At 57.8% G+C, this 26363-nt stretch carries 26 protein-coding genes and 1 riboswitch; of the genes, 16 read left to right on the top strand and 10 right to left on the bottom strand.

What is annotated here, in order from left to right:
• Positions 1–4: 4 nt before the first annotated feature.
• Positions 5–727 carry an ABC transporter ATP-binding protein gene (locus tag FHW04_RS01965; RefSeq protein WP_089561129.1) on the bottom strand — a complete coding sequence of 241 codons (723 nt, stop codon included), beginning with the start codon at positions 725–727 and terminating at the stop codon, positions 5–7.
• 186 nt (positions 728–913) lie between these two features.
• Between FHW04_RS01965 and FHW04_RS01960 the strand changes: the two genes are divergently transcribed.
• Positions 914–1249: a hypothetical protein gene (locus tag FHW04_RS01960; RefSeq protein WP_031377432.1), complete on the top strand. Its 336-nt coding sequence runs from the start codon at positions 914–916 to the stop codon at positions 1247–1249.
• Between the two features lie 371 nt (positions 1250–1620).
• On the top strand, positions 1621–3642 hold the full coding sequence (uvrB, locus tag FHW04_RS01955; RefSeq protein ID WP_031377431.1) for an excinuclease ABC subunit UvrB: 2022 nt from the start codon (positions 1621–1623) through the stop codon (positions 3640–3642).
• 1 nt (position 3643) lies between these two features.
• Here the strand turns inward: uvrB and FHW04_RS01950 are convergent, their stop codons facing one another.
• Positions 3644–4549 carry a gluconeogenesis factor YvcK family protein gene (locus tag FHW04_RS01950; protein WP_031377430.1) on the bottom strand — a complete coding sequence of 302 codons (906 nt, stop codon included), beginning with the start codon at positions 4547–4549 and terminating at the stop codon, positions 3644–3646.
• A 205-nt stretch (positions 4550–4754) separates the two neighbouring features.
• Positions 4755–4888: riboswitch (molybdenum cofactor riboswitch) on the top strand.
• Between FHW04_RS01950 and moaA the strand changes: the two genes are divergently transcribed.
• From moaA to moaE, 5 genes are all read left to right on the top strand, one after another.
• A complete protein-coding gene (gene moaA / locus FHW04_RS01945; protein WP_089561127.1) occupies positions 4878–5864 on the top strand; it encodes a GTP 3',8-cyclase MoaA in 987 nt (328 codons plus the stop codon). (Overlaps the previous riboswitch by 11 nt.)
• Positions 5865–5878: 14 nt before the next feature.
• Positions 5879–6394 (top strand): molybdenum cofactor biosynthesis protein B, encoded by a 516-nt coding sequence (gene moaB / locus FHW04_RS01940; protein ID WP_031377428.1) that lies wholly within the window; start codon positions 5879–5881, stop codon positions 6392–6394.
• A 2-nt stretch (positions 6395–6396) separates the two neighbouring features.
• The gene (gene moaC / locus FHW04_RS01935) at positions 6397–6882 is read left to right on the top strand and encodes a cyclic pyranopterin monophosphate synthase MoaC (protein WP_031377427.1); all 486 of its coding nucleotides are present in this window, start codon (positions 6397–6399) and stop codon (positions 6880–6882) included.
• A complete protein-coding gene (moaD, locus tag FHW04_RS01930; RefSeq protein ID WP_031377426.1) occupies positions 6875–7120 on the top strand; it encodes a molybdopterin synthase sulfur carrier subunit in 246 nt (81 codons plus the stop codon). The genes moaC and moaD overlap by 8 nt, the downstream gene beginning before the upstream one ends.
• A 1-nt stretch (position 7121) precedes the next feature.
• Positions 7122–7574 (top strand): molybdopterin synthase catalytic subunit MoaE, encoded by a 453-nt coding sequence (moaE, locus tag FHW04_RS01925; protein WP_031377425.1) that lies wholly within the window; start codon positions 7122–7124, stop codon positions 7572–7574.
• On the opposite strand, the gene FHW04_RS01920 is transcribed toward moaE, so the two are convergent.
• Positions 7571–8356, bottom strand: coding sequence for an OBAP family protein (locus FHW04_RS01920; RefSeq protein ID WP_089561126.1), 786 nt, complete (start codon positions 8354–8356; stop codon positions 7571–7573). The genes moaE and FHW04_RS01920 overlap by 4 nt on opposite strands.
• A 109-nt stretch (positions 8357–8465) precedes the next feature.
• Here FHW04_RS01920 and FHW04_RS01915 point away from each other — a divergent pair, with 109 nt between their 5' ends.
• The gene (locus FHW04_RS01915; RefSeq protein WP_089561125.1) at positions 8466–9560 is read left to right on the top strand and encodes a DUF1615 domain-containing protein; all 1095 of its coding nucleotides are present in this window, start codon (positions 8466–8468) and stop codon (positions 9558–9560) included.
• A 95-nt stretch (positions 9561–9655) separates the two neighbouring features.
• Positions 9656–10363 carry a Bax inhibitor-1/YccA family protein gene (locus FHW04_RS01910; protein ID WP_046288442.1) on the top strand — a complete coding sequence of 236 codons (708 nt, stop codon included), beginning with the start codon at positions 9656–9658 and terminating at the stop codon, positions 10361–10363.
• Positions 10364–10418: 55 nt separating this feature from the next.
• Here the strand turns inward: FHW04_RS01910 and FHW04_RS01905 are convergent, their stop codons facing one another.
• The 3 genes from FHW04_RS01905 to FHW04_RS01895 are packed head-to-tail and all read right to left on the bottom strand — an operon-like array spanning position 10419 to position 13389.
• On the bottom strand, positions 10419–11387 hold the full coding sequence (locus tag FHW04_RS01905) for a lysylphosphatidylglycerol synthase domain-containing protein (RefSeq protein WP_031377422.1): 969 nt from the start codon (positions 11385–11387) through the stop codon (positions 10419–10421).
• Positions 11387–12631 carry a cardiolipin synthase ClsB gene (clsB, locus tag FHW04_RS01900; protein WP_031377421.1) on the bottom strand — a complete coding sequence of 415 codons (1245 nt, stop codon included), beginning with the start codon at positions 12629–12631 and terminating at the stop codon, positions 11387–11389. Before clsB ends, FHW04_RS01905 begins: the two co-directional genes overlap by 1 nt.
• Positions 12628–13389 (bottom strand): endonuclease/exonuclease/phosphatase family protein, encoded by a 762-nt coding sequence (locus tag FHW04_RS01895; RefSeq protein WP_031377420.1) that lies wholly within the window; start codon positions 13387–13389, stop codon positions 12628–12630. The genes clsB and FHW04_RS01895 overlap by 4 nt, the downstream gene beginning before the upstream one ends.
• A gap of 179 nt (positions 13390–13568) precedes the next feature.
• Between FHW04_RS01895 and FHW04_RS01890 the strand changes: the two genes are divergently transcribed.
• The 4 genes from FHW04_RS01890 to FHW04_RS01875 all read left to right on the top strand — a co-directional run bounded on the left by FHW04_RS01890 (position 13569) and on the right by FHW04_RS01875 (position 17789).
• Positions 13569–13961 carry a YbhQ family protein gene (locus FHW04_RS01890; RefSeq protein ID WP_069728056.1) on the top strand — a complete coding sequence of 131 codons (393 nt, stop codon included), beginning with the start codon at positions 13569–13571 and terminating at the stop codon, positions 13959–13961.
• 250 nt (positions 13962–14211) lie between these two features.
• A complete protein-coding gene (rhlE, locus tag FHW04_RS01885; protein ID WP_069728057.1) occupies positions 14212–15576 on the top strand; it encodes an ATP-dependent RNA helicase RhlE in 1365 nt (454 codons plus the stop codon).
• A gap of 2 nt (positions 15577–15578) precedes the next feature.
• A complete protein-coding gene (gene dusC, locus FHW04_RS01880) occupies positions 15579–16529 on the top strand; it encodes a tRNA dihydrouridine(16) synthase DusC (protein ID WP_089561124.1) in 951 nt (316 codons plus the stop codon).
• A 72-nt stretch (positions 16530–16601) separates the two neighbouring features.
• A complete protein-coding gene (locus FHW04_RS01875; protein ID WP_046288440.1) occupies positions 16602–17789 on the top strand; it encodes an MFS transporter in 1188 nt (395 codons plus the stop codon).
• 21 nt (positions 17790–17810) lie between these two features.
• Here the strand turns inward: FHW04_RS01875 and FHW04_RS01870 are convergent, their stop codons facing one another.
• From FHW04_RS01870 to FHW04_RS01860, 3 genes are all read right to left on the bottom strand, one after another.
• Positions 17811–19412: an inorganic phosphate transporter gene (locus FHW04_RS01870; RefSeq protein WP_031377417.1), complete on the bottom strand. Its 1602-nt coding sequence runs from the start codon at positions 19410–19412 to the stop codon at positions 17811–17813.
• A 231-nt stretch (positions 19413–19643) separates the two neighbouring features.
• Complete coding sequence (locus FHW04_RS01865) at positions 19644–20735, bottom strand: L,D-transpeptidase family protein (protein ID WP_031377416.1); 1092 nt, start codon at positions 20733–20735, stop codon at positions 19644–19646.
• A 196-nt stretch (positions 20736–20931) separates the two neighbouring features.
• Positions 20932–22746 carry a glycoside hydrolase family 15 protein gene (locus tag FHW04_RS01860; protein ID WP_089561123.1) on the bottom strand — a complete coding sequence of 605 codons (1815 nt, stop codon included), beginning with the start codon at positions 22744–22746 and terminating at the stop codon, positions 20932–20934.
• 186 nt (positions 22747–22932) lie between these two features.
• Between FHW04_RS01860 and FHW04_RS01855 the strand changes: the two genes are divergently transcribed.
• Positions 22933–23706 carry an SDR family oxidoreductase gene (locus FHW04_RS01855; protein ID WP_031377414.1) on the top strand — a complete coding sequence of 258 codons (774 nt, stop codon included), beginning with the start codon at positions 22933–22935 and terminating at the stop codon, positions 23704–23706.
• Here FHW04_RS01855 and FHW04_RS01850 read toward each other — a convergent pair.
• Positions 23700–24278: a DedA family protein gene (locus FHW04_RS01850; protein WP_069728060.1), complete on the bottom strand. Its 579-nt coding sequence runs from the start codon at positions 24276–24278 to the stop codon at positions 23700–23702. The two genes, FHW04_RS01855 and FHW04_RS01850, sit on opposite strands and share 7 nt — an antisense overlap.
• 206 nt (positions 24279–24484) lie before the next feature.
• Between FHW04_RS01850 and FHW04_RS01845 the strand changes: the two genes are divergently transcribed.
• Together FHW04_RS01845 and pbpG are read left to right on the top strand one after the other, a co-directional pair.
• Positions 24485–25072: a Yip1 family protein gene (locus FHW04_RS01845; RefSeq protein WP_031377412.1), complete on the top strand. Its 588-nt coding sequence runs from the start codon at positions 24485–24487 to the stop codon at positions 25070–25072.
• Positions 25073–25249: 177 nt separating this feature from the next.
• Positions 25250–26197 (top strand): D-alanyl-D-alanine endopeptidase, encoded by a 948-nt coding sequence (gene pbpG, locus FHW04_RS01840; protein WP_031377411.1) that lies wholly within the window; start codon positions 25250–25252, stop codon positions 26195–26197.
• The last annotated feature ends 166 nt before the right edge of the window (positions 26198–26363 follow it).

Below are 26363 nucleotides of genomic sequence, written 5' to 3'. Positions count from 1 at the left end.
AACCTCAGGCCACCGTCAGCCATTTGTTGACGGTGTGGTCATCCAGCTGCGCCATTTTGCCCTGCGCCACGTTACGCCCGCGATGCAACAGCAGAAAATAGTCGGCCACGCGGCGTATCAGCGACAGTCGCTGCTCCAGCAGCAGGATGGTCAGGCCGTAGTCGAGATTCAGGCGGCGAATCAGATTACCCATCTCCTCCTCCAGCCACGGTGACATACCGTCGGTTGGCTCATCCAGAATCAGCAGCTTAGGCTGTAACACCAGCGCCCGCGCCAGGGCCAGCTGCTGTTGCTGATCGATGGGCAGATCGCCGCTGCGCTGCTGCCGTAACGAATAGAGCGCCGGGAAAAGGTCAAACACCATTTCGGGGATGGCGCGGTGGCGGTCAGCCTGATTTGCTCCGGCCAGCAGGGCGATCAGCAAATTATCTTCCACGCTCATCTGGGTAAAAATATGGCGGCCCTGCGGCACGTAGCCAATACCCATCTGCGACCGCTGCTCCGCCGGCTGTAGCAGCAGGTCGGCGGGCGGTGAGCCATCCTCTTTCCAGGAGATCGATCCGCTGTTAATCGGCAGCCTGCCCATGATGCAGTTCACCAGGGTGGTTTTCCCCATCCCGGGCCGGCCGAGAACGCCGGTGCAGGTGCCAGGCGACAGATCGAGATCGACATCCCACAGAATATGATTTTGACCGTAAAATTGATTTACCGAACGTAAACTCAGCATCTGACACTCTCCTTCCCGATCATTAGCCTGAATGCTTCCGCTCTGTGTCGTCTGGCAAACAAGTTATCAGCAATGGCACGCTCACCATTGCAGTACAGTGCGCGCGTTGCGCGTTGACGCCACGGATTCTTGCAATTCCCAGGCCAGATTCCGCAGCAACCATTTTTCAGCCAGCAGCGCGGGTCTGTGGCGCTAAAAGATGAGCAATGCTTATCAATTTCTGCCGGTGATAACATTACTGCACTTTTGCAGTGCCAGCGGGCGGCGTTTCTGGTGCAGACGTACAATGATGAGGCAGCGATTCTGATTAGGAATGGGCAACAGATGCGGCAAAGACGCGGGTTAAAGAAGGCAACCGGTAAAAAAAGCAGAACAATGGGTCAGCCACGGCAGCTAAAATTAGCGGAAAAAAAATTATTTTTAGCGAAACCGAGCGGCAGGGAAAAATTATACACAGCCGATGGCGGCGGGGCTGCCATCACTTATCCACCATTCCTGTGGATAACCTTGTGCATTAGGTAATGAAAACAGGTTGGAAGCGAGGAAATACGCGGCCTGGTTACATAATGTCGAGAATCTGGGCTTTTGGGCATAAACCAGTAAAATCAATTGGTTATTAAAAAACAAGCCTGCGAATTATCTGTCAGTTCATCGAACTGTAATTTTGTGACGGTCTATTGACAAATGTTAAATCCGATCTCCGCCTGGGGATAACCTTGCGCAACAACCTGCGCGATAAAGCAAGCGGCAATCGACGGCGAAAAAGTATCCCGACAGTGGCGATTACTCTGCCTTAATACTGTTTTTATATCCAGTATTATTTTCTGGCAAAATCACCATAGCAGAGTAAAATAGTGGCCTGCCCGCCGACTTCTTCAGCAGGAACTGCATTCATGAGTAAAGCCTTTAAATTGAATTCCGCTTTCAAACCTTCTGGCGATCAGCCAGAGGCGATTCGTCGTCTGGAGGAGGGGCTGGAAGATGGACTGGCCCACCAGACCTTATTAGGCGTAACCGGCTCGGGGAAAACCTTCACCGTCGCCAACGTGATTGCCGATCTCAACCGTCCAACCATGGTACTGGCGCCCAACAAAACGCTGGCGGCGCAGTTGTACGGTGAAATGAAGGAGTTCTTCCCGGATAACGCGGTTGAGTTTTTCGTCTCTTACTACGACTACTACCAGCCGGAAGCCTATGTGCCGAGTTCCGACACCTTTATCGAAAAGGACGCCTCGGTTAACGAACACATTGAGCAGATGCGTTTGTCGGCGACCAAAGCGCTGCTGGAGCGGCGTGACGTGATTGTGGTCGCCTCGGTCTCGGCGATCTACGGTCTGGGCGATCCCGATCTCTACCTGAAAATGATGCTGCACCTGACCCGCGGCATGATTATCGACCAGCGCAGCATTCTGCGCCGTCTGTCAGAGCTGCAGTACACCCGCAACGATCAGGCGTTCCAGCGCGGTACGTTCCGGGTGCGCGGCGAAGTGATCGACATCTTCCCAGCCGAATCGGACGATATCGCCCTGCGCGTTGAGCTGTTCGACGAAGAGGTAGAGCGCCTGTCGCTGTTTGACCCGCTCACCGGCCAGATCGATTCGGTAGTGCCGCGTTTCACCATCTACCCGAAAACGCACTACGTGACGCCGCGTGAGCGCATTCTGCAGGCGATGGAAGATATCAAGGTGGAACTGGCGGATCGCCGCAGGGTACTGCTGGAAAATAATAAGCTGCTGGAAGAGCAGCGTATTACCCAGCGTACTCAGTTCGATCTGGAGATGATGGGCGAGCTGGGCTACTGCTCCGGCATCGAAAACTATTCGCGCTATCTTTCCGGGCGCGGACCGGGTGAAGCGCCACCGACGCTGTTTGACTATCTGCCAGCCGATGGCTTGCTGGTGGTCGACGAATCGCACGTCACCATCCCGCAGATTGGCGGGATGTATAAAGGCGACCGGGCGCGTAAAGAGACGCTGGTAGAGTACGGTTTCCGTTTGCCGTCGGCACTGGATAACCGTCCGATGAAGTTTGAAGAGTTTGAGGCGCTGGCGCCCCAGACTATCTACGTGTCAGCCACGCCGGGTAAATATGAGCTGGAAAAATCGGGCAGCGAAGTGATCGACCAGGTGGTGCGTCCTACCGGTCTGCTCGACCCGATCCTCGAAGTGCGTCCGGTGGCGACCCAGGTCGACGATCTGCTGTCGGAAATCCGTCAGCGGGTGGCGATCAACGAACGTGTGCTGGTGACGGTGCTGACCAAGCGTATGGCGGAAGATCTGACCGAATATCTGGAAGAGCACGGTGAGAAGGTGCGTTACCTGCACTCCGATATTGATACCGTTGAACGCATGGAAATTATCCGCGATTTACGTCTGGGTGAGTTTGATGTGCTGGTGGGCATTAACTTACTGCGTGAGGGGCTGGATATGCCGGAAGTATCGCTGGTGGCCATTCTGGACGCGGATAAAGAGGGTTTCCTGCGTTCCGAACGCTCACTGATTCAGACCATCGGTCGTGCGGCGCGTAACATTAACGGCAAGGCAATTCTCTACGGCGATAAAATTACCCCGTCGATGGCGCGGGCGATTGAAGAGACTGAACGCCGCCGCGAGAAGCAGCAGCAGTACAATGAAGAGAACGGCATTGTGCCGCAGGGCCTGAATAAGAAAATTACCGATATTCTGGAACTGGGCAACAACGTGGTGAAAACCCGTGGCAAAGCCAAACCGGCACGTCGCGGCGCGGCCGAAGCTGAAGCGGATTACCTGGCGCTGTCGCCGCAGGCCCTGCAGAAAAAGATCCACGAGCTGGAAGGGCAGATGCAGCAGCATGCGCAGAACCTGGAGTTCGAACAGGCGGCCAGCGTGCGCGATCAGCTGCATGAGCTGCGCACGCTGTTTATTGCCACCTCGTAACTCAGCTAAAGCCCTGAATGGCGTGTTCCAGCGCGACCCGCAGCAGCTGGCGGTCGTGACGATATTTGATATCGGCGGCCTCCAGCGGCTCACGCACAATCAGCCGGTTATCGACCTGGCTGATGTCGGCGGAGGGACTGACCACAATCGCGTCAATCACCCGTTTGCCAATGTAGCGCTCCATCATTGCCAGTTTATCGGCGACCGTCAGGCTGGCTGCTGCCGGGCTGAGTTCGCGACCCAGATTGCCGATAAAGACCATGGTGGCGGGCGTCCGACGCAGCGCCTGCGCCATCTCCTCCATCAGCAGAATCGGCATCAGGCTGGTGTAAAAACTGCCTGGCCCGATCAGGATTAAATCCGCTTCGCCAATTGCATCCAGCGCTTCCCGCGTCGGCTGGACGTTGGGATGCAACATCATCTCCTGCGGCGGCTGCTTCATCTCATCAATTGCAGTTTCACCGTAGACCATATTGCCTTCCACATCGAGCGCCACCAGATCCACCGGTTGCTCCGACATCGGAATCAAAAAGGCATCGACCTTCAGCAGGTTACGAATGATGTTGATCGCTTCCAGCGGACGCACGCTCAGGTGATCGAGCGCTTTCAGCATCAGGTTGCCGAGGTTGTGTCCGGCCAGCTCCCCGTTACCGGCAAAGCGATACTCAAACATCGCTGAGGCCACGCTCGGTTCGGCGATCAGCTGGTTGAGACAGTTGCGCATATCGCCCCAGGCGATGCCGCCTTCTGAGCGGCGAATGCGGCCGGTTGAACCGCCGTTATCGGTGGTGGTTACAATGCCGGTAAGGCGTGAGCCGAGCGGCGACAGGGCAGACATCACGCGGCCTAAGCCATGTCCGCCACCCAGGGCCACCACGCGATCGAGATCGGCCAGTGTGCGATTCATACTTCTCCTTAACATCGTCTCGCGTGACGTCGCTCTAAACGCTAAACCCGCGCGGATGACTTGCGTCAAAATCTGAAGCGCATTTTAACGTATCCTGTCGCTAAAATGCGGTGAAAATTCGATATGTATCAGAATATATAGCGAAAACAGCGAATGGAAGAGTCGCGGAAATCGCGCTACCATCTTGATTAACCGCGCTGATCAACGGATCAGCGTACACTCTAGCCTGATTGCCTACGTCTGCGGATAGGGGAGTCAGGCCGTAGCCATTGAGCTACCAGGGTGCAGAAAGAAATGACTGCATCTCCCAATCTGGAAAGGTGTTCTGGTGTCACAATTTACTGATGCATACGCGCGTAAGTTCTATTACCTGCGCCTGTCGGTCACGGATGTGTGTAACTTCCGCTGTACCTACTGTCTGCCCGATGGCTACAAGCCGCACGGCATTCGCAACAAAAGCTTTCTCTCTCTGGATGAAATCCGTCGTGTCACGCGGGCTTTCGCCGCAGCGGGCACGGAAAAAGTGCGGCTGACCGGCGGTGAGCCATCGCTGCGCCGCGATTTTACCGACATCATCGCGGCGGTGCGTGAGAACCCCTCGGTGCGCCATATCGCCGTCACCACCAACGGTTACCGGCTGGCTCGCGACGTGAAGCAGTGGCGCGAGGCGGGATTAACCGCGCTCAACGTCAGCGTTGATAGCCTCGATGCCCGTCAGTTCCACGCCATTACCGGTCAGGATAAATTCCATCAGGTGATGGCGGGCATCGACGCTGCCTTTGACGCCGGATTTCAGCAGGTGAAAGTCAACAGCGTGCTGATGCGCGATCTCAATAGCCGTAATCTGGCGACCTTCCTCGACTGGATCCGTACCCGACCGATTCAGCTGCGCTTCATCGAACTGATGGAAACCGGTGACGGCGGAACGCTGTTTCGCCAGCAGCACGTCTCCGGCACGGTGATCCGTGACCAGCTGATTGCGCAGGGCTGGCAGCGGCGGGAGAGCGGCCGCAGCGACGGTCCGGCCCAGGTGTTTTACCATCCCGATTATGTCGGTGAGATCGGCCTGATAATGCCCTATGCCAAAGATTTTTGTGCCAGCTGCAACCGTCTGCGCGTCTCGGCGCAGGGCAATCTGCATCTCTGCCTGTTTGGCGACGGTGGCGTACCGCTGCGGGATCTGCTGGCCTCTGACGATCAGCAAGCGGAACTGCAGGCGCGCATTGCCAGTAGCCTCGGGCAGAAAAAGCAGACCCATTTTCTGCATCAGGGCAACACCGGTATCACGCAAAATCTTTCTTACATTGGCGGTTAATTTCAGGAGGCGTTATGGGCAAACCAGTCAGCGAATTTCAGGCGTTACAGATTGCGGTAATGACCGTGTCAGATCGCCGCGATGCCAGCGAGGATAGCTCCGGCGACTATCTGCGCGGTGCCGCCCTTGAGGCGGGGCACGAGGTGGTTGATCACGCCATCGTGCCGGATAATCTCTATCGCATTCGCGCCACCGTATCGCGCTGGATCGCCAGTGACGATGTGCAGGTCGTGATCATTAACGGCGGTACCGGATTTAACCTGAAAAACAGCACGCCGGAAGCCCTGCTGCCGCTGTTTGATCGCGAGATCGCCGGCTTTGGCGAACTGTTCCGGATGATCTCCTATGAGGAGATTGGCGGCTCGACCTTGCAGTCGCGCGCCATCGCCGGGATGGCGAACCAGACCTTAATTTTTGCGGTGCCGGGCTCCACCAATGCCTGCCGCAGCGCCTGGGAGCGGATTATTGCCGATCAGCTGGATGCGCGCACCCGTCCCTGCAACTTTGTCTCACATCTGAAGAAACGGTAAGTATGTCGCAACTCACACACATTAATGCTGCTGGCGAAGCGCATATGGTGGATGTCTCCGCCAAAGCGGAAACCGTACGCGAAGCGCGGGCGGAGGTGCTGGTGCTGATGCAGCCTGACACGCTGCAGATGATCATCGAGGGCAGTCACCACAAAGGCGATGTGTTCGCCACGGCGCGCATTGCCGGTATCCAGGCCGCCAAACGGACCTGGGAACTGATCCCACTCTGCCATCCGCTGATGCTGAGCAAAGTGGAAGTGAATCTGCTGGCCGAGCCGGAACACAATCGGGTACGCATCACCTCGCTGTGCCGTCTGACCGGCAAAACCGGCGTTGAGATGGAAGCGCTGACGGCGGCCTCGGTGGCGGCCCTGACCATCTACGACATGTGCAAAGCGGTACAGAAAGATATCGTCATCGACCAGTTGCGCTTAATCAGCAAAAGCGGCGGCAAAAGCGGTGATTTTCAGGCGGTGTCTGATGATTAAGGTGCTGTTTTTTGCCCAGGTACGTGAGCTGGTCGGCAGCGCCTCGCTGGAGATCGCTACCGCCTATCCGGATGTGGCTGCCCTGCGTGCTGCGCTGGCCGGGCAGGGCGATCGCTGGGCGTTAGCGCTCGAGTCCGGCAAGCTGCTGGCGGCGGTCAATCAGACGCTGGTGCCGATGAGTCATCCGCTACGCGACGGCGATGAAGTGGCCTTTTTCCCGCCAGTGACCGGAGGCTAAGATGGAGACGCAGATTCGTGTCGGCCCGGCGCCGTTTGATATGGCTGAAGCTTATCGCTGGCTGGCCGCCTGTGACGAAGATGGCGCAGTGGTGACTTTTACCGGCAAAGTGCGTAACCATAACCTCGGCGCGCACGTCGCGGCACTGACGCTGGAACACTATCCTGGCATGACCGAAAAAGCATTGCAGGAGATTGTTGATGCCGCCCGCCAGCGCTGGCCGCTGCAGCGCGTCACGGTGATCCACCGCACCGGCGAACTGTTTCCTGGTGATGAAATTGTGCTGGTGGGCGTCACCAGCGCACACCGCGGCAGCGCATTTTCTGCCGCGGAGTTCATTATGGATTACCTGAAAACCCGCGCGCCGTTCTGGAAGCGCGAAGCGACCGCCGACGGCGATCGCTGGGTCGATGCCCGCGACAGCGATCGCCAGGCGGCGCAGCGCTGGGATTAAGGCTGTTTTAACTGCTCGGCCGGGCCGAAATGGGTCTGGCCGTGGCTGTGTTCACCGCCGCCGTGGGTGCGCTGCAGCTGAATCACCTCGCCCTGTTGCCAGGCATTGGCCCCCGGTTCGGCCGGATGCGCCACAATATCCGCCCGCTGAGCACGAATTTTCTTACTGTCGACATCAAAGCGCCGGTCGCGATCGGCCAGCAGGCGTGAATCCATCTGCCCGTCAGCGGTAAAGCCCATCATCAGGGCCGGAATGCCGATTGGCAGGGTCTTGTCGCGATCGGTATGCCAGGTGTGCCAGGTCTTGCCGTAGGTATTAACGATGCGCTTCATCAGCGCGTGATCGGCGGCTTCCGGTAAGCCGGGCGCGATCAGCGTGCCTGATTTCACTTCGTACTGATGGCTGTGCCACAGCTTTTTCTCTTCCGGCGGCAGGGTTTTATACAGCCGCTCGCTGATAATGTACTCCACGCCCATCAGGCGCGCATCGCGGGTATTGCCGTCATAAATCACCGCCTGCATCACATCCTCATTCAGCACCGTCACATAGTGGTGCGCCTCCATCTGACCGTTCTGATCGCCGTTATAAAAATGGAAGCCGTCGAGATAGGTATTGATGGCGTCGATCGGAGGACGGGACTGCATCACCTCAGCGCCGGTTTCCAGCAGTTTGAGTGACGAAGAGGTAGGGGCACCCGGCGACTGTACTTTTGCAGGGGAGTTATTGGCACCGCATCCCGCTAACAGCAGGCTGAGCGCCGCGATCGGCCAGAGTTTTAACATCGTAAATTCCTTTAACGGTAAAAAAGGTAACCTTAGTTCAGAAAATCAGACCTGCCTGTAAAATGGCGGCAATGGTAGAGTAGAGCTTTGATTGATTCCGAGGACAGGTATGTCATTTACCCCAAGTCTGCAACGTCTGACGCTGGTCGCCGCGCTGGTGCTGGCAGGTTGTAGCAGCAAGAAAACGCCCGAGGCGCCGGTCCGGCAGCCCGCCGATGTCAAAGCGCAAATCCAGCGGCTGTTGCCGGCCCACGTCAGCAATAAAGCGGACTGGGCTGACGACATCTACACCTCTTTTCGCACCCAGCAGCTCGACCCGAGCACCAGCAACCTGTGTGCGGTGATTGCAGTGGCGGATCAGGAGACCAATTTCAGCGCCGAAGCCGCCGTGCCGGGCCTGCCCAAAATTGCCTGGGGCGAGATTAATCGCCGGGCAGCGAAGGTACACGTGCCGGCATTTGTGGTACGTACCGCGCTGATGATTAAATCATCGAACGGCGAGAGCTACGCCGCCCGTCTGGATAAGGTGCGCAGCGAGAAGGAACTGAGCGATATTTTTGATGACTTAATCGATATGGTGCCGATGGGACAGACGCTGTTTGGCAATCTTAATCCGATCCATACCGGCGGGCCGATGCAGGTCAGCATCGCCTTTGCGGAAGCCCATGCCAAAGGCTATCCGTGGCCGATTGATGGCTCAATCCGCCGCGAAGTCTTTACCCGTCACGGCGGGATCTACTTCGGAACCCTGCATCTGCTGGGCTATCCGGCTGATTACAGCCAGCCGCTTTACCGTTTTGCCGACTTCAACGCCGGCTGGTATGCCAGCCGCAATGCCGCATTCCAGGCCGCAGTGGCGCGGGCGACCGGCATGAAGCTGACGCTGGATGGCGATCTGATTCTTTACGGCAGCGAGAAGGCAGGCAGCACCGAGCTGGCGGTACGCACCCTGGCGAAGCAGATTGATATGAGCGACAGCGAGATCCGCCGCGATCTTGAGAAAGGGGAGAAGGCGGAGTTCAGCGACAGCACGCTGTGGCGGCAGGTATTCACCCTGGCCGATAAAATGGCGGGTCGCCGACTGCCGCGTGAAATGCTGCCGGGCATCAAGCTGGAAAGCCCGAAAATTACCCGCAATCTGACCACCGCCTGGTTCGCTCAGCGGGTCGATAGCCGCTATCAGCAGTGTCTGTCACGTCGTTAGCGGTGATGTTGTGGCGCAGTTGAGTCGGGCTGTGCCACACTTAGTCAGGCTCCGTGCGCGGAGCTCGTCCTAATCCGTTCAACAAGAGGTGCATCATGGACCGATATCCACAAAATGACTCAATTGTTCAACCTGCGTCACGTGGGCTGCAAGCCTATATGTCCCAGGTGTATGGCTGGATGACCTGCGGTCTGTTACTGACAGCGTTTGTCTCCTGGTTTGCCGCGCGGACTCCAGCGGTAATGGAGCTGGTGTTTGCTAACCGTATCACCTTCTTTGGGCTGATTATCGCGCAGCTGGCGCTGGTCTTCTTCCTCTCCGGCATGGTACATCGCCTGAGCGGCGCGGTCGCCACCGGGTTGTTTATGCTCTATTCGGCGCTGACTGGCGTCACCATGGCGAGTATTTTTCTGGTCTACACCTATTCGTCGATTGCCAGCACCTTCTTCGTCACCGCCGGTATGTTTGGTGCGATGAGTTTTTATGGCTACACCACCAAACGTGACCTGAGCCGCTTTGGCAGCCTGCTGTTTATGGCGCTGATCGGCATCGTGCTGGCGTCGCTGGTGAATTTCTGGCTGAAAAGTCCGGCGCTGATGTGGGCCATTACCTATATCGGCGTGGTGGTGTTTGTCGGCTTAACCGCTTATGACACCCAGAAGCTGAAGAATATTGGCGAGCAGATTGACGCGCGCGATACAGAGAACCTGCGTCGTTACTCGATTATGGGGGCATTAACCCTCTATCTGGACTTTATTAACCTGTTCCTGATGCTGCTGCGCATTTTCGGCAACCGTCGTTAAGGTTATCTCTGAAAGCAGGGAAAGGCGCTCAGGTTGCGCCTTTCCCTGTTTCATTTCACTGGGACTTCTGAAGCTTCTGCTCGTTTTTATGCCGCAGATGTTTGGCCCGACTCTCCAGTACCAGATAGAGCACCAGCGCCAGCAGCAGCGGTAAAATAAAGTAGAGCACGCGATAGGCCAGCAGGGCGGCAATAATGGCGCCGTGCGACGTATGCTGTCCGCTGAGCAGCGCCAGGAACACCGCTTCCAGTACCCCAATCCCGGCCGGAATATGAATAATCACCCCGGCGATACTGCTGATCAGCAACACCCCCAGCACCATCGGATAGCCGACGTCGCGTCCCAGCAACAGCCAGATAATCGTGCCCATCACCATCCAGTTGGCGCAGGAAACGGCAAACTGAAACAGCGCCATTCGCAGCGAAGGCAGCTGTAGCGTCTGACCTTTCACCGTCCAGCGGCGACGTTTTGAGAAGGCGCAGGCCCACAGGAAGACCGCCACCAGCACCAGCAACAGCACGCCAATCAGCCGCAGGGTGGTTTCACCAATAAACCAGCCGCTGGGGATCGACACCATGCCGGCGCTGAATACCACGCCAGCCAGCAGGATGTAACCCAGCCAGTTGGTGGCAATACTCAGCGAAAAGATGCGGGTTATGGTGCCGCTGTCGAGGCCCAGGCGTGAATAGAGCCGGTAACGCATCGCCACGCCGCCGACCCAGGTACTTAGCGTCAGGTTGAAGGCGTAACAGATAAATGAGACCAGCATTACCTGACGTTTCGCCAGCTTGTGGCCGCAGTAGGCGCGGCCAATCAAATCGTAACAGCCATAAACCAGGTAACTGATCACCACCAGGGCGGCGGCGGTCAGCACCACAAACCGGTTGTAGTTGACGATCACATCATAGACATCTTCCCAGTTCACCTTCCGCGCATAGACCACCAGCAGCACAATGACCGCAATGAAGAACAGCACGGTGAGGATTTTTTTCGCCAGTTGCCAGCGTGGATGCTTTTTCGCCATCAGGGTTTCGCTCCTTCGTTATCGGCTTCAACGCGATCTTGTGTCTCCATTTCCGGTTGAACTGGCGGATCGACCTGCGCCAGCAGCGGCGTGTGGGCAGGTAACCAGCCCGCGATGGCCGGGAAGTGACGCAGGAAGTGGAACACCACCACGCTCTTACTCAGTTGCCACCAGTTACGCGGCGGCAGGCGGTCGTCCTGTACCCGCTGGCAATCTCTGGCCAGCAACGCTTCAAGGTTGTCGCGTAAGGTCTGGTTAAACTGGCGGTCGTGGATAATCAGGTTAGCTTCGAGGTTAAGCGACAGGCTGAGCGGATCGAGATTACTGGAGCCGACGGTCGCCCAGTGATCGTCCTTCACCGCCACCTTGCCGTGCAGCGGACGACGGCAATATTCGTAGACCTCCACCCCGGCATCGACCAGATAGTTGTAGAGCAGTTCAGCCCCGACTTTAACAATCGGCATATCGGGTTCGCCCTGCACAATCAGCCTGACGCGCACCCCGCGCTGGGCCGCATTGCGCATTTCACGCAGCAACCGGTAGCCGGGGAAGAAGTAGGCGTTGGCGATAATCACATCCCGTTTGGCCTCGCGCAGCATCTCCAGATAGTGCATTTCGATGTCGTCACGGTGGTCGTCGTTATCGCGATAGACATAGAGCACCTGAGCGTCGCCCGGCGTGGCGTTGACCGCCGGGCGATGCGATCGCGATCCCCACCAGCGGCGGGTAGCCTGTTCGCTGCCGATCGCCTGTTGCAGATAGCGGGCAATATCACCGACCACCGGACCTTTGACCTGCACCGCGTAATCCTGCTTGGCTTCCGGACCATAGTCACTGTTGTGCTCAGCCGAGAAGTTGATCCCGCCAACGAAGGCGACCACCTCATCCACCACCACGGTTTTACGATGCAGGCGGCGGAAAACGTTGGTGCGCATTCCCATCACCAGCGGGCGCGGATCGTAATAGATAAAACGCACCCCGGCGCCGGTCAGGCTGTTGACGAACTTATCGGAGAGATCGGGCGAGCCGTAGCCGTCAACCATCACTTCTACCCGCACACCGCGCTGTGCTGCGGCCAGCAGTTCGCGATGCAGCGCGTTACCGACCTCATCTTCAAACAGAATGAACGTTTCCAGCAGCACGGTGCGTTCGGCGCGCTGAATCGCCCCGAAGACCCGCGGGAAAAACTCCTCGCCATTCTCCAGCAGGCGCAGCTTGTTACCTTCTTGCCAGTGAAAATTCATAGGTGAATCTCCACGGCTAGCGGCGCATGATCGGAGAGATGCGACCAGGGTTTACGCGGCAGCGTCCACGGATGACTGACCGTGGCGTTGCGGACATAGATGCGGTCGAGCCGCAGAATCGGAAAGCGCGCCGGGAAAGTGCGCGCCGGGCGTCCGGTTTTCATGCTAAATACCTCTTTCAGACCTGCACCCTGCTTTAAAATCTGGTTGGCGCGTCGCTGCCAGTCGTTGAAATCGCCGGCCACCACCACCGGCGCATCGGCCGGCAGCGAAGAGACCATATCGCACAGCATTTTCATCTGTGCATGGCGATGCGACTCTTTCAGTCCCAGATGCACGCAGATCACATGCAGGGTGCCATGGGGCTCGGGCAGGGCGATCTGACAATGCAGCATGCCGCGGTTTTCACTGCCCGCGACCGAAATATCCCGGTTTTCATATTCGCTGATCGGAAAGCGCGACAGCACGGCATTGCCGTGGTGGCCCTCCGGATAGACCGCGTTGCGTCCGTAGGCGTAATCGTTCCACATGGTGTCAGCGAGAAACTCATAGTGTGGTGAGTCAGGCCAGTTTTCATGGTGCAGAGGATGGATGGCGTGGGTGCCCATCACCTCCTGCAGAAATACCACATCCGCCGAAGTGGCGCGTACAGCGTCACGCAATTCCGGCAGGATGAAGCGGCGATTAAAAGGGGCGAAACCCTTGTGTGTATTGATCGTCAGGACTTTAATTGAAAATCCTTGCTGGTTTTGTGGCATACTCGCGACGCACTCCTTTTCATCATCAATAGAATCAAAGTGTAGTCTTTGTCACAAATGGGTGGTGAGGAAGGGCGATAATTAAGGCGTTATCCGAAAATTGTTTTACATTGAGGAAACCGTTTCCGGCTTGTGCCGGTAGCACTTGGGCGACCTGTTGGGTCTGCCAGGAGAATTGAATGAAATGGTCTAATCGTATTCAAATCATCACGGGTCAGACGTATGTGCACATTGCGATGCATTTACTGGTGATTGCTGCGCTGATCTGGGGCTGGAAACATAAAGCACTGGTCGATGTCTGCAGCACGCTGGTGGCCACGTATGCGCTGGTGTTTATCGCCATGCTGGTTACGCAACGCACTGCCCGTTTACGTACTCTCGGTGATTATCTTGAAGAAGCGACCACCACTTACTACTTTGGCGCGGCCATGATGACACTGTTTCTGGTGTCGCGGATATTCCACAACAACCTGCTGCTGGCCTCGCTTGGCGTAGTGATGTTGCTGGGTCCGGCGCTGGTGTCGCTGCTGGCGAAAGAGCCGCCGCGGCGCATTGAGAAAAAACGTAGCTAAGTTGAAGGCCACCGCAAGGTGGCCTTCCTGTTTATGACTCCGCATTCAGGCCGGTCCTGCTGTTTCTCATCGAGATAAGTTATGTCAGGAAATGTGAGCTATCTCGCACACTGCGGTTAAAGCTGTTACACTCGCCCGCTTACGCATCGTAGTTTGTGCCCTTTTCACGCGTTAGCCCCAGCTGGCGTCACTATCCCTCTGAAAACTACACCGTGAATCACGGCCAGAGCGGACCGGAGTAAAACACTTAATGTCTTTTGACTCTCTCGGCCTGAGTGCCGATATTTTGCGCGCTGTTGCCGAACAAGGCTACAGCGAACCTACACCTATCCAGCGCCAGGCGATTCCTGTGGTGCTGGCAGGCCGCGATCTGCTGGCGAGTGCCCAGACCGGCACCGGCAAAACGGCCGGCTTTACCTTACCGTTATTACAAAAACTCTCTGCCAACGCGGGCGCGGTGCGCGGTCGTCGTCCGGTACGGGCGTTGATCCTCACCCCGACCCGTGAACTGGCGGCGCAGGTGGGCGAGAACGTCAGTGAATACAGCAAGTATCTGCCGCTGCGTTCGCTGGTGGTGTTCGGCGGCGTCAGCATCAATCCGCAGATGCTTAAACTGCGTGGCGGCGTCGATATTCTGGTTGCGACCCCGGGTCGTCTGCTGGATCTGGCGCAACAGAACGCGGTTGACCTGTCTCAGGTCGAAGTGCTGGTGCTGGATGAAGCGGATCGCATGCTCGATATGGGCTTCATCCACGATATCCGTCGCGTGCTGGCGCGTCTGCCGGCCAAACGCCAGAACCTGCTGTTCTCCGCCACCTTCTCTGACGAGATCAAAGGGCTGGCCGAGAAACTGCTGACCAATCCGGAGCTGGTGGAAGTGGCACGTCGCAACACCGCTTCAGAGCAGGTGGCGCAACAGGTTCACTTCGTGGATAAGAAGCGTAAGCGGGAACTGCTGTCGCAGCTGATCGGCGAAGGTAACTGGCAGCAGGTGCTGGTCTTTACCCGTACCAAGCACGGCGCAAACCACCTTGCTGAGCAGCTGGGTAAAGATGGCATCACCGCCGCCGCTATCCACGGCAATAAAAGTCAGGGTGCCCGTACCCGTGCGCTGGCCGACTTTAAGTCCGGCGGCATTCGTGTGCTGGTTGCGACCGACATCGCAGCGCGTGGCCTTGATATTGAAGAGCTGCCGCACGTAGTGAACTACGAGCTGCCTAACGTCGCCGAAGATTATGTCCACCGTATCGGTCGTACCGGTCGGGCCGCGGCTACCGGTGTGGCGTTATCGCTGGTCTGCGTTGACGAACATAAACTGCTGCGTGACATCGAGCGTCTGCTGAAGCGTGAGATCCCACGCCTGGCGATTGCCGGTTACGAGCCCGATCCGAGCATTAAAGCTGAGCCGATCATCAACGGCCGTCAGCAGCAGTCGCGTGGCGGTGCCGGCGGCGGCGGTCGGGGTCGTGGTCAGGGTGGACAAGGTGCCGGTGCGCCACGCTCATCCGGCGAAAAGCGTCCTCAGGCGCGTCGTCAGAGCCAGCCTGCTCCACAGGGTGACCGGCCTGCTGCCCGTCCGCGTCGTCCGGCAGCGAAGCGTACCGGAAACGTCTGAGTATGAGGGTTTTACTGGCGCCGATGGAGGGCGTGCTTGATTCGCTGGTGCGCCAGCTGTTATCGGAAGTGAACGACTACGATCTCTGCATTACCGAGTTTTTGCGCGTGGTCGATCAACTGCTGCCGGTAAAATCCTTCTACCGTCTCTGCCCCGAGCTGCATCATGGCAGCCACACGCCATCCGGCACGCGGGTGCGTCTGCAGCTGCTGGGGCAGCATCCCGAATGGTTAGCAGAGAACGCCGCTCGTGCGGTGGAACTCGGCTCGTGGGGTGTCGACCTCAACTGCGGCTGTCCCTCAAAGCTGGTCAACGGCAGCGGCGGCGGGGCGACCCTGCTCAAAGATCCCGATCTGATTTATCGCGGTGCGAAAGCAATGCGTGCAGCGGTACCGGCAGCGTTACCGGTGACGGTCAAAGTGCGGCTTGGCTGGGATTCCAGCGCCCGCAGTCTGGAGATTGCCGACGCGGTTCAGCAGGCGGGAGCCAGCGAACTGGTGGTACACGGCCGGACCAAAGAAGATGGCTACCGTGCGGACGCCATCAACTGGCAGGCGATTGGTGATATTCGCCAGCGGCTGCGGATTCCGGTGATCGCCAACGGCGAGATTTTTGACTGGCAAAGCGCACAGGACTGTCTGCGTATTACCGGTTGTGATGCGGTGATGCTGGGCCGTGGTGCCCTGAACATCCCCAATCTCAGTCGGGTAGTAAAATATAATGAACCGCCGATGGCCTGGCCTGAGGTAGTGAAATTACTGCAAAAATATACCCGTCTCGAAAAGCAGGGTGATACCGGCTTGTATCACGTTGCGCGCATCAAACAGTGGCTCGGTTATCTGCGCAAAGCCTACGGCGAAGCCGAGGGTTTATTCAGTGAAATCCGCGCGTTAAAATCCTCAGATACGATTGCCCGCGCCATCGATTGTCACGCTGTTGTTCATGGTTTGTGATAAAAAATCAGGCGACCCGTTAGCAGCCTGACGGTATAGTGGGGAAAATTTCCTCTACCTTACAAGCCTGCTATGTCTGATGTCGCCGTATTGAGCAACAGCCAGCTCAATAAACGTATCCTCTCCGTCATTGTTTTCACCTTCTTCTGCTATCTCTCCGTTGGACTACCGCTGGCGGTACTGCCAGGCTTTGTCAAAAATCACCTCGGGTTCAGTTCGTTTGTCGCCGGGCTGATCATCAGCATTCAATATTTTGCCACCTTACTCAGTCGTCCGCAGTCGGGCCGGCTGGCCGATCGCCTCGGTCCAAAACGGGTGGTGATGCTGGGATTACTCTGCTGCGGCATGAGCGGCGTACTGACCATTATTGCTGCGCTGCTGAGCGAATGGCCGTGGCTGAGTCTGGCGCTGCTGGCGCTGGGGCGGCTGTTTCTCGGCGTCGGCGAAAGCTTCAGCAGCACCGGCTCAACCCTGTGGGGCATGAATATCGTTGGCCCGCTGCAGACCGCACGCGTCATCTCGTGGAACGGCGTCGCCACCTATCTGGCCATGGCGATTGGCGCGCCGCTTGGGGTGATGCTCAACAGCGGATTTGGCATGAGCGGCTTTGCCGGACTGATTGCGCTGATGGGGATAGGCGGCTACCTGATGGCCAGCCGCAAACCGGCGGTCACCGTCAGCGTTGGCGAACGAATTCCGTTTCACCGGGTCTTCTCCCGCGTCTGGCTGTATGGCCTGGCGCTCGGCTGTGGCACCATCGGTTTCGGCGTCATCGCCACCTTTATTACCCTCTATTTTGCCAGCCGTGACTGGCAGGGTGCGGCCTACGCGCTGTCGGTGTTTAGTCTCGGCTTTGTGCTGGTGCGCCTCGGCTTTGGCCGGTTTATCACCCAGTTTGGCGGGCTGCAGGTTTCGCTGTTCTCTTTTCTGCTGGAGTGTCTGGGGCTGCTCATCATCTGGCAGGCCGACAGTGCCTGGCTGGTCGGGGCGGGCGCCTTTCTCACCGGCTGCGGCTTCTCGCTGGTGTTTCCGGCGCTCGGCGTCGAGGCGGTCAAACGGGTCGAGCGTCAGGATCAGGGATCGGCACTGGGCACTTATTCCGCCTTTCTTGATTTGGGCCTCGGGCTGACCGGTCCGGTGGCCGGACTGTTCATTGGTCACTGGGGAATGCAGTCGGTTTATCTGGCGGCAGCGCTAATGGTGCTGGGTGCGCTGTTGATTACGCTGCGGCTTTACTGGCAAAACCGGCGGGCAGGCTAAGCGCCAGCCGGTGTCAGGCTGTCAGAGATGAATAAACAGCCAATAGAGCAGGGCGGAGAGCATAATTGACACCGGCAGCGTCAGCACCCAGGCGATAGCCAGATTACGCAGCGTCGATAGCTGCAAACCGGAACGGTTGGCCGCCATGGTACCGGCCACGCCCGACGACAGCACGTGGGTGGTGGAAACCGGCAGGCCAAAGGCATCTGCAGCGCCAATGGTCGCCATCGCCACCAGCTCGGCGCTGGCCCCCTGAGCATAGCTGAGGTGGGTTTTACCAATCCGTTCGCCCACCGTCACCACAATCCGTCGCCAGCCGACCATGGTACCCAGCCCCAGCGCAATCGCCACCACCACTTTTACCCACATCGGAATAAAGCGGGTGGCGCTGTCCAGCTCGGTTTTGACCGCTTTCAGGTTACGTTCGGTCTCCTCCGGCAGCTTCACTTCGGCACTTTGCAGGTGCTTGATCGACTCCGACGCCAGGTACATCTGGTTACGGGTGTTGGCTACCGACTGTGCCGGGATATTTTCCATCGATCCGTAGCGGCGGATCTGGTCACCAATCTCGCTGAGCGTCATCGCCAGCGCCGGTAACACGTTGGGATTGAACTGACTGCTGCCAACAAACCCGATCAGCACGTCGCGGGCGGCCGGCGGCTGAGGCGCGGCCGGCTGCAGTTGCAGCAGCTGATGTTCGGTGACTTCGGTTAATGCCGCGACGCGCGGGATCTGATCGGCGGGCAGCGATCGGTTGAGGGCGTAAGCGATCGGCATGGTGCCGACCAGGATCAACATAATCAGCCCCATTCCTTTCTGACCGTCGTTTGAACCGTGCGCAAAGGAGACGCCGGTACAGGTCAGGATCAGCAGGCCGCGGATCCAGACCGGCGGTGGCTGGTCGTTTTGCGGCGCGCTATAGAGCTGGCGATTGCGGATAAACAGCTTCATCGCCCACAGCAGCAGCCCGGCGCAGACAAACCCGACCACCGGCGACAGCAGCAGCGCATAGCCGACCTTCAGCGCCTGATCCCAGTCGACCCCGCTCAGGCCGCTGCGGCCGTGCAGCATCGCATTCGCTACGCCGACGCCGATAATAGAACCAATCAGGGTATGCGAAGAGGAGGAGGGCAGACCGAAATACCAGGTGCCAAGGTTCCAGATAATCGCCGAGAACAGCAGGGCGTAAACCATGGCAAAGCCGTTGCCGCTGCTGGCCTGCAGAATCAGCTCGACCGGCAGCAGGGAAATGATGCCAAAAGCGACCACGCCACTGGAGAGCAGCACGCCAAGGAAATTACAGATGCCGGACCAGATCACTGCGGTGCCTGGGGTCAGTGAATGGGTATAGATCACCGTGGCGACGGCGTTGGCGGTATCGTGAAAGCCGTTGACGAACTCAAAGCCCAGCGCGATCAGCAGCGCCAGTCCCAGCAAAAAGAACGGCAGATAGCTGGTCACCGGCATGTTGGTTTGTTCAACATCATTGACCAGATTCAGGCCAGCAAAGGCCAGCCCGGCCACCAGCAGAATGAAAAACAGCGGCTTGCTAAAGCGGCTGCTTTTGCCGTTGAAATCAGGGCGCCGGGTCGATGAGGAAGAAGAGAGACTGTTTTCGCTCATGGTGTACCTCGAGTTGCTGATGCCGGATGCTGATTTGCACCGGTACAACGCAGTGTGATACGCGCTTTGTATGACAGTAACATGACGGACTGGCGGGCGATCGGGCGCGGCGACAGGCTCAGCGGGCGGTGGGTAATCGGGAGGCGGGGAAGGAGAGCAACGAAAAAAACCGCTAACGCAGGCAATAAAAAAGCCAGCGACAGGCGCTGGCTTCGGTGAGCGTAACGGCGATTACGACGGGTTATCGGCCGTGGCTGGCGCAGGGGCAGCGGCGGGCTGCTGTGGCTGCGCGGCGTCGGTGTTAGCCCCTTGCGAAGTCACCGGCGTCATCGGCTGCTCCTGTGGCGCAGCCTGCGGGTTCTCTGGCACGTCAACCGGCGCGGTCTGGATGTTGTTCTCCACACCGTTCACTTTTACCGGCATACCGGTACGGCCCTGAATGGCACCGTTCACCTGGTCCTGATTGACACTGGCGTCTACCAGCACTTTGCTGACAGCCTGCGTCAGCGTAATCGGCACCAGTTCACGTGAGTTGAACTGCTCTTCGGTGGTCGACAGCGGGTTATGTACTTCAACATAACGCGATCCGTCTGGCTCAACGGTGGCTTTGACCGGCTGATCAACGAACTGTACGCGTGTCCCGACCGGCACATTCTGGTACAGCCATTTGATGTCCTCGGCACGCAGACGCACACAACCGTGGCTGACACGCAGACCAATACCGAAGTTGGCATTGGTACCGTGAATCGCGTACAGACGGCCGATATAGAGCGCATACAGCCCCATCGGGTTGTCCGGACCGGCCGGGAACACCGCAGGCAGATTCTCGCCGCGCGCCGCATATTCTGCGTGCATCGCTTTGGTTGGCGTCCAGGTCGGGCCATCTTTCTTACGTTCTACCGTTGTGGTCCAGTTGATCGGGGTATCTTTACCCAGTTCACCGATACCAATCGGCAACACCACCACGGTTTTGCTGCCTTTCGGGTAGTAATAGAGACGCATCTCAGCGCTGTTAATCACAATACCTTCGCGCGGTGCGTCAGGCAGGATCAGCTGCTGTGGGATGATCATTTTACTGCCAGCCTTTGGCAGATAAACGTCAACCCCCGGATTGGCTTCCAGCATGTTGCTGAGGCCCATCTGGTACTGCGCCGCAAAGGCTTCCAGCGGCAACTTGCTGTCCTCAGGAACAGTAATCTCGATATTTTCCCCGATCAATCGGCTGTTGGCCGGCGGTAACGGGTAAACCACAGCAAAGGCTGACTGGCTAAACGCCGCCAAAGCCAATGCGATTGAAGCGAACGCGCGAATGCTCATTTTCATATTTTACAAGTCTTTATCGCCATGTTTCAGGCTTGTCAATGTGTCGAACCCATGCTGGCCAATGTGACCTGCTGCGCATTATATGTTCATTAATCTGACGATGTGAATCAGGATTTTAACCTGCCTGAAATACTTTACGTAACTTACCGTGTTATATCGGCATTTTTCAGCCGCTTACCGCCGTAAAAAGCCGCACTCACGGCTGCCACAACGTCACCTCGCCACTGAGTTTACGGTTCAGGAAAAAGGCGGCACTGATTAACGCCAGATGGGTCAGCGCCTGCGGCGTATTGCCCAAAGCGTGTCCGCGGCTGTCGAACTCTTCGGCGTAGAGTCCAAGCGGACTGGCGTAGCTCAGCAGCTTTTCAAATTCGAAATGCGCCTCCTGAATCCGGCCAGCGCGCGCCAGGCATTCGACATACCAGAAGGAGCAGGCGCCAAACGAGCCTTCCGATCCTTGCAGACCGTCAGCCGGCGTTTCATCAATGTTGTAGCGCCGCACCATGCCGTCGCTGACCAGATTGGCTTTGATGGCATCCAGCGTGGCAATCCAGTCGGGATCGGTCGCGCCGACAAAACGCACCAGCGGCATCAGCAGCATCGACGCATCAAGATGATCGCCGTGACGGGTAGAGGAGAAGTGGCCGCGCTCGCTGTTCCAGAAGTTGGCCCAGATATCTTCGCGGATCTCGCGGCGCACCCGATCCCAGCGCTCATACGGCATCGGTAACGATCGCTTCATGCCGAGACGCAGCGCGCGGTCCATCGCCACCCAGCACATCAGCCGTGAGTGAAGAAAATGCTCCGGCTGGCCGCGCATCTCCCAGATACCGGCATCCGGCTGATTCCAGTTGTCGCACAGCCGGTCGATCATTTGGGTGACGTGCAGCCAGCCGCGTTGTGAAATAGCTTCGCCATATTTATTGGCGAGATAGACCGCATCCATCAGTTCGCCATAAATATCCAGCTGGGTCTGCTGCCACGCATCATTGCCGATCCGCACCGGGCGTGAATCGCCGTAGCCCGACAGATTGAGCAACTCCATTTCATGCAGTTCGGTGCCGCTGTCCAGCCGGTACATCACCTGCAGGCGCATCTCATCGTGATGGCTGTTTTCGACGCAGCGTCCGACCCATTGGGTAAAATGTTTGGCTTCATCGACGTAACCAAGACGCATCAGAGCGTACATGCTGAATGAGGCGTCGCGGATCCACGAGGCGCGATAATCCCAGTTGCGCTCGCCACCCAGCTCTTCCGGCAAGCCAAAAGTGGCGGCGGCGGCAATCGAACCGTGGCGATGCGAGGTCAGCAGCTTAAGCGCCAGGGCGGAACGCTGTACCATCTCGCGCCAGCGGCCCTGATAGGTGCTGCGGGCGCTCCAGCGACGCCAGTAATTCAGCGTCTGTTCGAAACAGTGTTCAGTGGAGAGCGCTTCAATGTGCGCATCGTTGACGCTGCCAAATTCAAATTCAGCATGCTCGCCGGCCTGCAGGATAAAACTGGCGGTGGCGCTGTTCTCTTCCAGCGTCATCACCACGGTGGCGGCCAGGCGCAGCGAGGGCTGGCCTTCGGCATGAAAATCGATACAGCCGCGCTGCACTTCGGCGCGGGTCTGCGCCCGGGCGTAGTCGTGACGGGGTGAGCAAAGCATGGTGAATCGCGCTTTACCACGCACCATTTTTACCCGCCGGATCAGCCGCGGCAGTTTGGCATCATCATCGCAAATCGGCATGTAATCGGTGATTTCGGCCACGCCCTCATCGCCCAGCCAGCGGGTCTGTAAAATGTTGGTATCGGGCAGGTAGAGCTGCTGACGGCGCACGTCCTGCCAGTCCGGGGCCAGAGAGAAAAGCCCGGCGTCATCACTGTCGAGCAGCGCGGAAAAGACCGAAGGGCTGTCGAGTTCAGGCCAGCAGAGATAATCGATAGTACCGTCATTGGCGACCAGCGCGCAGGTGCGCAAATCGCCAATCACGCCGTGGTCCTCAATCTTGCGTTTTACCTTACTCATCCTGGTCTCCCTGTTAGTGTCATTGCTAACTATAGTCGAGGCGGCAGCGTCGGCGGCGGCCTGGCACAGAGGGTTAATTCAGCGTAGCGATCGGATCAGCGTCTGATTAATCGAAGGGGCGCTGACGGCGGGCGAATTTTTCAGGACGGTTATACTGGTGATGACACTTTCCTAAAGGAGGCCGTTATGACCACATCCCAGAGCAAAGTCGCTATTATCACCGCATCAGACTCAGGCATTGGCAGCCGCTGCGCCGAAATGCTGGCAGAGCAGGGCTTCGATATTGGTATCACCTGGCGTTCAGACGAAGAGGGCGCGCAGCGCACCGCACAGCGGGTGCGGGAGATTGGCCGGCGTGCCGAAATTATTCAGCTCGATTTGGCTGACCCTGAACGGGGCGGTCAGTCACTGCAACAGCTGATCGATAAGTTTGGCCGGATCGATGTGCTGGTAAACAATGCCGGTGCCAATTTCAAAGCGGATTTCCTCGATGTCACCTATGAAGACTGGCGTAAAACCTTCGCAGTGGATGTCGATGGCGTGTTTGTCTGCGGCCAGATTGCTGCCCGCAAGATGGTTGAGCAGGGCGAAGGCGGACGCATTATCAATATCACTTCGGTGCATGAGCATACGCCGCTGCCCGGTTCGGTGGCCTATACGGCGGCAAAACATGCGGCCGGCGGCCTGACCAAATCGATGGCGCTGAGCCTGTTGCCGCACAACATTCTGGTCAATGCGGTGGCACCCGGCGCTATCGCCACGCCGATGAACAAGATGACCGATGAGGATGCGCACCAGGTGAAGATGCCGGAAATTCCGGCTGGCCGTCCCGGTGACACCCACGAAATTGCCAGCATGGTGGCCTGGCTCTGCTCCGAGTGGGCGACCTACACCACCGGCCAGTCGTTTATCATCGATGGCGGGTTCATGCTGGCGAATCCGCAGTTTAAAGGTTACTGATCGGCCCGACGGTTATGCCAGCGGCGGATCACCCAGCGCAGCACAAAGGCAAACACAATGGCACCGACCAGCCACAGCAGATGTTTAAGGTGCTGATCCAGTTTGTGCAGCCACGGAGCGATGATGCCGCCGGCAAAGTAGCCGAGGGTGACGAAAATCAGTGCCCAGATTGCCGCCCCAATCACGTTGAGAATGAAAAATTTCATCGGATTGAGGCGGCTGGCACCGATGATGATCGGGCCAATCAGGCGGAAGCCATACATAAAGCGCACCCCAATCACAAACAGGCTCGGCCGGCGCTTGATCAGCCGGTTAGCCTTGACCACCTTATCCTGATGTTTTTTAAGCCGCCGCAGAATGCGCGCACCGTAGCGGCGACCAATCCAGTAGAGCAACTGATCGCCGATGATGCCGCCGGCCATCGCGGCCACCACCACGCCAGCATAGTGCAGCAGTCCCTCATGTGCGGCGACACCGCCGAGCAGGGTAAAGGTTTCCCCTTCGGCGATACACCCAATCAGCAGCGCCAGATACCCGTACTGGGTAATTAATCCGTTGATATCCAAATGCAAAATGGCACTCCCTGTTTATGGCTGTTTGCTTAAGTCTATACGCGATTTGGCTTCGCTTCCGCCCGCCGACCGCCACTGCGCTTATTTTTGCTGTTTTTTTGCCCAGCCGCCACGAAAGTTGTACTGCCGTTTATACTTGAAGTGTCGCTGCCCTCAGAGACCCTCTTGCCGTTCCGGGCAGCCCTTTGCATCAGAGGAGTGACTGTATGAACCATGTCTGGGGACTTCTGGCGCATCCGAATCAGGAAATGCGCCATATCAAGCAAGAGAATGAGAGCGTCTCGCACCATTACACCCACCATGTCCTGCTGATGGCGGCCGTTCCGGTTATCTGCGCCTTTATCGGCACTACCCAGCTGGGCTGGAACCTGGGCGAGGGGCAGTTTGTGCAACTGAATCTGGCGACCGGGATCGGGCTGGGTATTCTGTTCTATCTGATTATTCTTGGTGGCGTCGCGGTGATGGGCCGGGTAATCCACTGGATGGCCCGTAATTATCCGCAACGGCCAGGCGTGCAGCGCTGTACCGTGTTTGCCGGTTACGTTGCGACGCCGCTGTTTCTTAGCGGGCTGGTGGCGCTCTATCCGCTGGTCTGGCTCTGCGTACTGGTGGGTGCCTTAGCGCTGGTGTATACCGGCTATCTGCTCTATATCGGCATTCCGCTGTTCCTCAATATTGACCGTGAAGAGAGCCTGCGTTTTTCCGGCTCAACGCTGGCAATTGGCGTGCTGGTATTTGAAGTGTTACTGGCGATGACCGTGATTCTGTGGGGTTACGGACCACGCCTGTTCTGATCTGCGGCTGCCGCCGGTCTGACGGCAGCCTGCTTTTTAACGCCCGGAAACAATCTCACCAGGAAATTTCTTAACCTTCAGCGTATGATGCTGCTGCCAGCCCGCGCTCTGACTGCCTTGACGCCGGCGGCCTGTGTCTGACACAGCGCACAATTTCAACCGGGTCTTTTTTCTGTGATGCCTGCAAAAATTCGTTTCACTCTGTTCTCGCTGGCGCTGCTCGTTTCCGGGCAGGGGATCGCACTCCCCGCGCAGGCGGCAACTTCACTGTCGCAAATGGCGCCGATTGCGCAACCGCAGATTGCCTCTGGCAGCGCGATGATTGTCGATCTCACCACCAATAAAGTGCTGTTCTCCAGCCATCCGGATCGCGTCAGGCCGATTGCCTCGATCACTAAGTTGATGACCGCGATGGTGGTACTGGACGCGCACCTGCCGATGAATGAAATGCTGACGGTCGATGTCAGCCAGACGCCGGAAATGCGTGGGGTGTTTTCTCGCGTCAAACTCAACAGCCAGATCAGCCGCCGCAATATGCTGTTACTGGCGCTGATGTCGTCGGAGAACCGCGCCGCTGCTAGCCTGGCGCATGCCTATCCGGGCGGTTATAACGCCTTTATCCAGGCGATGAACGCCAAAGCGCGCGCGCTGGGCATGAAACATACCCGTTACGTTGAGCCGACGGGCTTATCAACGCAAAACGTCTCGAATGCTGAAGATCTGATTAAATTGCTGAAGGCAACGCGGGAATATCCGCTGCTTGGCGCACTCAGCACCACCAAAGAAGAAACTGCGGTATTTACCCATCCGAGCTACGCGCTGCCGTTCCGTAATACCAACCATCTGGTTTACAAAAATGACTGGCGCATTCAGCTGACCAAAACCGGTTACACCGACGAGGCGGGACACTGCCTGGTGATGCGCACCATGATCAACAATCGCCCGGTGGCGCTGGTGGTGCTGGACGCCTTTGGTAAATATACCCACTTCGCCGATGCCAACCGCCTGCGCGACTGGATCGAAACCGGCAAGGCTGCACCCGTTCCTGCTGCCGCGCTGGCCTACAAAAAACAGAAATCAGGTCAGGTTGCCAGCAATGGTGCCAGCAGTGCCGGGGTTGAGTAGACCCGCGCCGGTGTAGCGCCTCAGGCGCTCCGGTGATGTTCTGGGCTGCACCAGAGGGCGACACGGCCGCAACCGCCGTGATCCGCCCGCCAGCCGCAACGGAGGCCCGTGGTTTCCGTTGCGGCCGGAACAGCCTGAATACGGAACAATAATTGCCCGCTATTCC

This window comes from Pantoea sp. AN62 (genome assembly GCF_050432985.1).
In the GTDB taxonomy this organism is placed as follows: domain Bacteria; phylum Pseudomonadota; class Gammaproteobacteria; order Enterobacterales; family Enterobacteriaceae; genus Pantoea; species Pantoea brenneri.
This window is presented reverse-complemented; position numbering and strand designations above follow the sequence as displayed.

Bases quoted from the DNA above. Each gene is read 5' to 3' on its own strand.
- FHW04_RS01855 (WP_031377414.1), top strand. From the start codon at position 22,933: ATGACCACATCCCAGAGCAAAGTCGCTATTATCACCGCATCAGACTCA.
- FHW04_RS01875 (WP_046288440.1), top strand. From the start codon at position 16,602: ATGTCTGATGTCGCCGTATTGAGCAACAGCCAGCTCAATAAACGTATC.
- FHW04_RS01905 (WP_031377422.1), bottom strand. From the start codon at position 11,387: ATGGCGAAAAAGCATCCACGCTGGCAACTGGCGAAAAAAATCCTCACC.
- FHW04_RS01920 (WP_089561126.1), bottom strand. From the start codon at position 8,356: ATGTTAAAACTCTGGCCGATCGCGGCGCTCAGCCTGCTGTTAGCGGGA.
- FHW04_RS01950 (WP_031377430.1), bottom strand. From the start codon at position 4,549: ATGAATCGCACACTGGCCGATCTCGATCGCGTGGTGGCCCTGGGTGGC.
- FHW04_RS01895 (WP_031377420.1), bottom strand. From the start codon at position 13,389: ATGCCACAAAACCAGCAAGGATTTTCAATTAAAGTCCTGACGATCAAT.
- FHW04_RS01845 (WP_031377412.1), top strand. From the start codon at position 24,485: ATGAACCATGTCTGGGGACTTCTGGCGCATCCGAATCAGGAAATGCGC.
- pbpG (WP_031377411.1), top strand. From the start codon at position 25,250: ATGCCTGCAAAAATTCGTTTCACTCTGTTCTCGCTGGCGCTGCTCGTT.
- rhlE (WP_069728057.1), top strand. From the start codon at position 14,212: ATGTCTTTTGACTCTCTCGGCCTGAGTGCCGATATTTTGCGCGCTGTT.
- FHW04_RS01915 (WP_089561125.1), top strand. From the start codon at position 8,466: ATGTCATTTACCCCAAGTCTGCAACGTCTGACGCTGGTCGCCGCGCTG.
- FHW04_RS01890 (WP_069728056.1), top strand. From the start codon at position 13,569: ATGAAATGGTCTAATCGTATTCAAATCATCACGGGTCAGACGTATGTG.
- clsB (WP_031377421.1), bottom strand. From the start codon at position 12,631: ATGAATTTTCACTGGCAAGAAGGTAACAAGCTGCGCCTGCTGGAGAAT.
- FHW04_RS01910 (WP_046288442.1), top strand. From the start codon at position 9,656: ATGGACCGATATCCACAAAATGACTCAATTGTTCAACCTGCGTCACGT.
- moaB (WP_031377428.1), top strand. From the start codon at position 5,879: ATGGGCAAACCAGTCAGCGAATTTCAGGCGTTACAGATTGCGGTAATG.
- moaC (WP_031377427.1), top strand. From the start codon at position 6,397: ATGTCGCAACTCACACACATTAATGCTGCTGGCGAAGCGCATATGGTG.
- dusC (WP_089561124.1), top strand. From the start codon at position 15,579: ATGAGGGTTTTACTGGCGCCGATGGAGGGCGTGCTTGATTCGCTGGTG.
- moaD (WP_031377426.1), top strand. From the start codon at position 6,875: ATGATTAAGGTGCTGTTTTTTGCCCAGGTACGTGAGCTGGTCGGCAGC.
- FHW04_RS01870 (WP_031377417.1), bottom strand. From the start codon at position 19,412: ATGAGCGAAAACAGTCTCTCTTCTTCCTCATCGACCCGGCGCCCTGAT.
- FHW04_RS01965 (WP_089561129.1), bottom strand. From the start codon at position 727: ATGCTGAGTTTACGTTCGGTAAATCAATTTTACGGTCAAAATCATATT.
- uvrB (WP_031377431.1), top strand. From the start codon at position 1,621: ATGAGTAAAGCCTTTAAATTGAATTCCGCTTTCAAACCTTCTGGCGAT.
- FHW04_RS01860 (WP_089561123.1), bottom strand. From the start codon at position 22,746: ATGAGTAAGGTAAAACGCAAGATTGAGGACCACGGCGTGATTGGCGAT.
- FHW04_RS01865 (WP_031377416.1), bottom strand. From the start codon at position 20,735: ATGAAAATGAGCATTCGCGCGTTCGCTTCAATCGCATTGGCTTTGGCG.
- moaE (WP_031377425.1), top strand. From the start codon at position 7,122: ATGGAGACGCAGATTCGTGTCGGCCCGGCGCCGTTTGATATGGCTGAA.